4 protein-coding genes are annotated in these 4,770 nt (G+C 56.0%); all 4 read right to left on the reverse strand.

Annotated features, from left to right (window positions below; genetic code table 11):
- Positions 1–435: 435 nt before the first annotated feature.
- Genes AB7S84_RS16510 through AB7S84_RS16525 form a run of 4 tightly spaced genes read right to left on the reverse strand, consistent with a single transcriptional unit; the run spans position 436 to position 4,424 of the window.
- Positions 436–1,494, reverse strand: coding sequence for a hypothetical protein (locus AB7S84_RS16510; RefSeq protein ID WP_428155833.1), 1,059 nt, complete (start codon positions 1,492–1,494; stop codon positions 436–438).
- On the reverse strand, positions 1,487–2,653 hold the full coding sequence (locus AB7S84_RS16515; protein ID WP_428155835.1) for a hypothetical protein: 1,167 nt from the start codon (positions 2,651–2,653) through the stop codon (positions 1,487–1,489). The genes AB7S84_RS16510 and AB7S84_RS16515 overlap by 8 nt, the downstream gene beginning before the upstream one ends.
- A gap of 21 nt (positions 2,654–2,674) precedes the next feature.
- Complete coding sequence (lexA, locus tag AB7S84_RS16520; protein WP_428155837.1) at positions 2,675–3,349, reverse strand: transcriptional repressor LexA; 675 nt, start codon at positions 3,347–3,349, stop codon at positions 2,675–2,677.
- A 1-nt stretch (position 3,350) separates the two neighbouring features.
- Positions 3,351–4,424 (reverse strand): PGN_0703 family putative restriction endonuclease, encoded by a 1,074-nt coding sequence (locus tag AB7S84_RS16525; RefSeq protein ID WP_428155839.1) that lies wholly within the window; start codon positions 4,422–4,424, stop codon positions 3,351–3,353.
- Positions 4,425–4,770 lie beyond the last annotated feature (346 nt).

Below are 4,770 nucleotides of genomic sequence, written 5' to 3' on the forward strand. Positions count from 1 at the left end.
GGTCGAAAACAGGTTCGCCGTTGCGCACCTCAAGGCTTTCGATCCGCCCGTAGTTGATCTCCTGCATCAACTCGATCAGGCGTTTCCTGGCAGGAGTCAGGGCCGCCTTTGTCACTACATCCGTCATACCGGACCTCCTTTTGCGCCTTCGGGCGCATCAACGAAAAACCCCCTGGAAGGCAGGTCCGGCGAAGGGTCCTCCCAGGGGGTGTTACCCGGATCACCCGGGCGTTTCATACTGGGGTGAAGGTCTCGCCGGACCTGTCACCCCTCATTGGCGAAATTTCGATGGATGGAGCCGGAAGCCCCGGTACGCGGAGGCGAAAAGGCGAGAATAGCCTGATATTTCAGGAGGATGCGCAGACCAAGACGCGGAAACTTTTTTTGATTTTTTTTCCGATGGCCCAGCGAAATTTCGCTGGCGAGGACGGATGGCTATTCGTCGGGGGAAATAAGGAAGAGTGCCTGCCAACCTTTTCCGTCATCTGTCAGACGGAAGGGGTCGCCTTCTATGCGAAAGAAGTCACGCAGGTTGGTGGCGAGGATTTCACGACGCTTCTGGTTTTTCCGGTCGGCCTTGTTGCTGCTCCAGTCCAACACGCCGTGTTCGTCGGAAAAGGTGCGGAGCAGTTCCCACTGGACGGTCGGATCACCGTTCTTCTTGTTGGCCATACCCATCTGCGTGTAATTGAACACACCACCGGCCGACTTCACCTTGATCGAAACGGTATGGCCGTCCTTGAATCGTATTGAGACATCGCCCCAGGTGGCATCGGGAGGAGTCGGGAAAAACACCATACCGCCATTGTCTTTGGGAGCCGGGAGGTTGGCCGTTCGGAACGGTGACAGGATGTCCTCCAGGGGGCGTAGGAGGCGAAGTTTGCGATTGCCGGTGAACCCTACGTTCTCCGATAATGGGATGAACGCCGAGCTTCTATTCGCCAGGAGCTGCTCCGTTTGCGCAGTGCAAAGATCGCGTGAAGGAGCCAGAAGGATGAAGGGGATATCGACCCTTCCCGTCAGGGCATCGACGACGCCAGCGAGATCTGCAGGCTCCAGTTGGATTGTCAGGTAAACGGGGAATCGAAATCCGGCGTATGGGGAGTAGACGCCGATACGTGTCGTTCCATGGAGATCGGTTCGGGAATCCGAGTCTTTGATCAGCTTGAAAGTCTCGACTATCGCTCCATCCAAGGCCGCACGGTCCAATTCATAGACCACGATGTCGGACCGCTTCAAAGGAAAGGTCTCGCATCCGCGCCCGCACCTGCAGACCGCAACGATGTCCTCCGGGTCATGCATTACCACATCGTGCTCGCAACCGCAGCCGCGTTGAACCGTGCAGGGGTGTGAAGACGCCAGTTTGCCGTTCGGTCGAAGAAATCCCTTGACGGATTCATACCCGTCTCCGAATTTCGCCCGCCATTCAGCCTCCACGGCGGCCAATCCGGGGACGGCTTCGAGCGCCGGCCATGGATTCTTGGTATTACTCACTCTCATCTTCCTGGTCGGCAATGATGAAGCCGCGTCTGGTGAGCCAATTTTCGACCACGGATGCATCGCTGTCCCTGGTGTACTGCGCGATGTTCGATGGCCGGATCGTGACGGTGCGAGCGGTCTTGGAATCGGTGAATTTCACTTGGAAGCTCGCCCGGATGATCCGCGCCTTTTTGGGCATGGCGCGGCCGCTCCCGGAGTATGCGGCGAAGATATCGTTGGCTTTTCGAATCTCGATTTCCTTTTCCGCACCGCCCCAGAAGTATTGAATCTCTTTGAGCCGGACCCACTCCATGCCGTCGATGTCCGTGCAAACGATGGATGCCTCTCCGTCAGCCCGCAAGGGTTCGAGTGTGTACTTGCCGGTTCCGGGAAAGAAATCCTCGTCGTTGAAAAGATGGCGACCGAACTCCTTGCGGAAGGTATCCTTTTCACCCTTGTTGCAGGCATTCATCCGGAATTCGCCGATGGCGGGTTCATACACCAACACGTCGTATTTTTCGGGACGGTAAAAGACGCTCGATGGTTGGCCGCTGACAAGGCTGCCTTCCCGCCTCATCGGATCGCCATGGCGTACCAGGAACCAGATGGAGTCTTTCTTGGGATAAACGAAGACCTTTGAGCCCCGGTCCCGCTTCTTCTTTTCGTACCAGTCGTCGAGGCTCTTTTCGAGCGCGGCCAATGTTTTCGACGTCGGCCGCTTGAATTTCGGAATCGGGCGTATCTCCGTCTGGAAATACTCGAAGGAGCGGGGCCTGGTGAGATACTGTTCCGCGTGCTTACGCTCCAGGAGGTCCTTGTCCTGAAGATAGACCTGAACGGCCACGTCCGCAGCCGTGGGATCGGGCTTTCCGTCAAGCGAGATGCCGTTGGTCTCCGCCTCCTGGAGAAGAGTGTCCATACACTCGGGCGTGGCCATCTCGTGTACGAAGAAGAGCGCGTCGAGCAATGATTTCGGCGTATCCGCGCCCGGATTCATGAGCACGTTGACAAGCTGATCGTAATCCAGACCGTCGGATGCGGATGGCGGTGGCAGCGTCAACCCTCGGCTGTCGAAATAGGATTTATGGGGCTTCAAGAGCGCCAGTAGGTGCTTACGCGCGATAGCCTTGAGGCCGTCGGCGTGGGCGAATCGCCTGAGGTTGTACGTTGCCATTCGTGTGTTCCTCCTTGTCGTTTATTGCCAGACTGTACCCGGCGTGTGCATTTTCGAGCCGGGTCGTCTGACGGCGACGACCTTGCCAAGGATGCGAAGCCCGTCGTCGGGTCCAACCGGGATCGGTTGGTGCTTTGGATTCTCCGGCCTGAGTTCGATCTTCTCTTCACGGATATAGAGCCGCTTGACCGTGGCTTCGTCTTCGAGAAGGGCGACTACGATGTCTCCGTTCTCCGCCACGGGCTGCTGGCGAACCACCACAAGGTCGCGTTCCCGGATGCTTGCCTTCACCATGCTGTCGCCTTTCACTTCAAGGGCGAAGCACCGGCCTGAACCGGCGATCCTGCTTTCGACCAAGACCTCGCCGATGATGTTTTCCTCGGCCAAGATCGGCTGGCCGGCCGCCACCTGACCGACAATGGGGACGGCCACCAGATCGGGGACATCGTCTTCCGGCTCGCGCACTATGGCGATGCCGCGGGCCTTCTTCGGCTCACGCTTCAAATAGCCCTTGCGCACGAGTTGGTTGACCTGACCGTGCGCACTGGCGTGGGAAATCCCCAGGATATCAGCGAGTTCTTTGATTGTCGGGGGGTATCCCCGCTGGCTTGTATAAAGTCGTATTTCCTGCAATGTCCGCCGTTGTGGGGCGGTTATTTCCTGTATAGGGCGTCGCCCCCTCGGTCTTGATGCCATTTTATTGACCTCTTATCTCAATGGCTGAAATGCCATATTTCTCTGAAAACTCAGGAACCCAGTCATCGTGCTTACCGCTTGCCGAAATCACCTGGAACAACTCCTGCGTGCTCACGCCGATAACTCTTGACCGTATACTCGACGGGAGCATTGAAACCAGGAAGGCGAAGACTCCCCGTTTCCCATCCGGACCATCACAGCTGAATGTAGGATTTCGCTCGTCGTGAAGGAGAACGAAAATCCCTTCCTGATGGAGAGCGAACAACATCTCTCGAAAGAATTGGTAGTAGCTGGATAGGGGGCAGGTCGGGCTTTCAAGCCAGGTCTGATCGAAAACGCCGTACTCCTCAATCAGCTCCCAATACTTGCGACCAATATGATGCAGGTAGCAAAGCGAATGCTGTTTCGACGGATTCCTTCCGTCGCAATCGCCTCGGCTAAAAACGGAACACCCTCCAAACTCACGCTCGACGAATTTGGCTTCAATGAAAAGGGATGGCCCGTGTCCGTTCTCAACAACCAGGTCGATGGATGTCGGTTGGCCGAAATCCTCATTGAAAACTTCTCGGTCCTCCACCTCAAACCGCGCTTTGAGATCGTCACCGTCCCAATCGATATTCTTGGCCGCCATAAGCTTCTGAAACGGCTCGAAGTCTTTTCTGGTTACCAATGGCCCTACGAGATTAAAGAGCATCGCCTGGCTGCTGAGGCCGTGGTGCAAGTATTTGTGGAGGGGGAATCCGATCCTTTGTTTTGCGCGTTCCTCTTTTTCGCGATTGATGAAATCCGCCACTTCTTCGAGGATGATGTTGGACGGCCACCGCTTCCATTGTTTTGCGCGTTCCTCTTTTTCGCGATTGATGAAATCCGCCACTTCTTCGAGGATGATGTTGGACGGCCACCGCTTCCATTCTGCAAGGATGAATGGATATTTCTTCTGTGACTGGTATCCCTTCTTCTGAAAGAACGATGCCGCTCGGTTTCGAAGCTCCAACTCGAATTGATCGTGACGAGGATACGGCCACGAATTGGCTCGTCTGCGACTGCTGCTTTTCAAGTGTCCTACCTTTTCCACATCCGTTGTTTTTCTCCCTATGAACGACAGAAGCCGCAGGGCCCGGTCGAGGCAAACTGCGGCCACATTATAAGGAGTTATTATATGACCTGACGGGCATCAGGTCAATAGAAAAAATGTATGCGGATCAGAAGGTTGTACGATGGAAGAAAGAGAGTGCTGGTGGTTGGATGTCGCAGGAAGGACGGGGCAGGTAGTCTGTTCTAATCTCTCAAGCGTTCACCCGCCAGCTTCGCCCACATCTTGCGCTGGCGGTGCCAATGGGCGACGGCGGTGATGGGCCGGACATCCTTCTCACGGATTGGATCACGGCCTTTGACCGTGCGAGGCAGATACAGGAGCGCTT

It is taken from the genome of Desulfococcus sp. (genome assembly GCF_050178255.1).
Taxonomy (GTDB): domain Bacteria; phylum Desulfobacterota; class Desulfobacteria; order Desulfobacterales; family Desulfococcaceae; genus Desulfococcus; species Desulfococcus multivorans.

What these genes read in the sequence shown, in the direction of transcription:
- AB7S84_RS16515 (WP_428155835.1), bottom strand. Translation starts at nt 2,653, where the DNA reads ATGGCAACGTACAACCTCAGGCGATTCGCCCACGCCGACGGCCTCAAG.
- lexA (WP_428155837.1), bottom strand. Translation starts at nt 3,349, where the DNA reads ATGGCATCAAGACCGAGGGGGCGACGCCCTATACAGGAAATAACCGCC.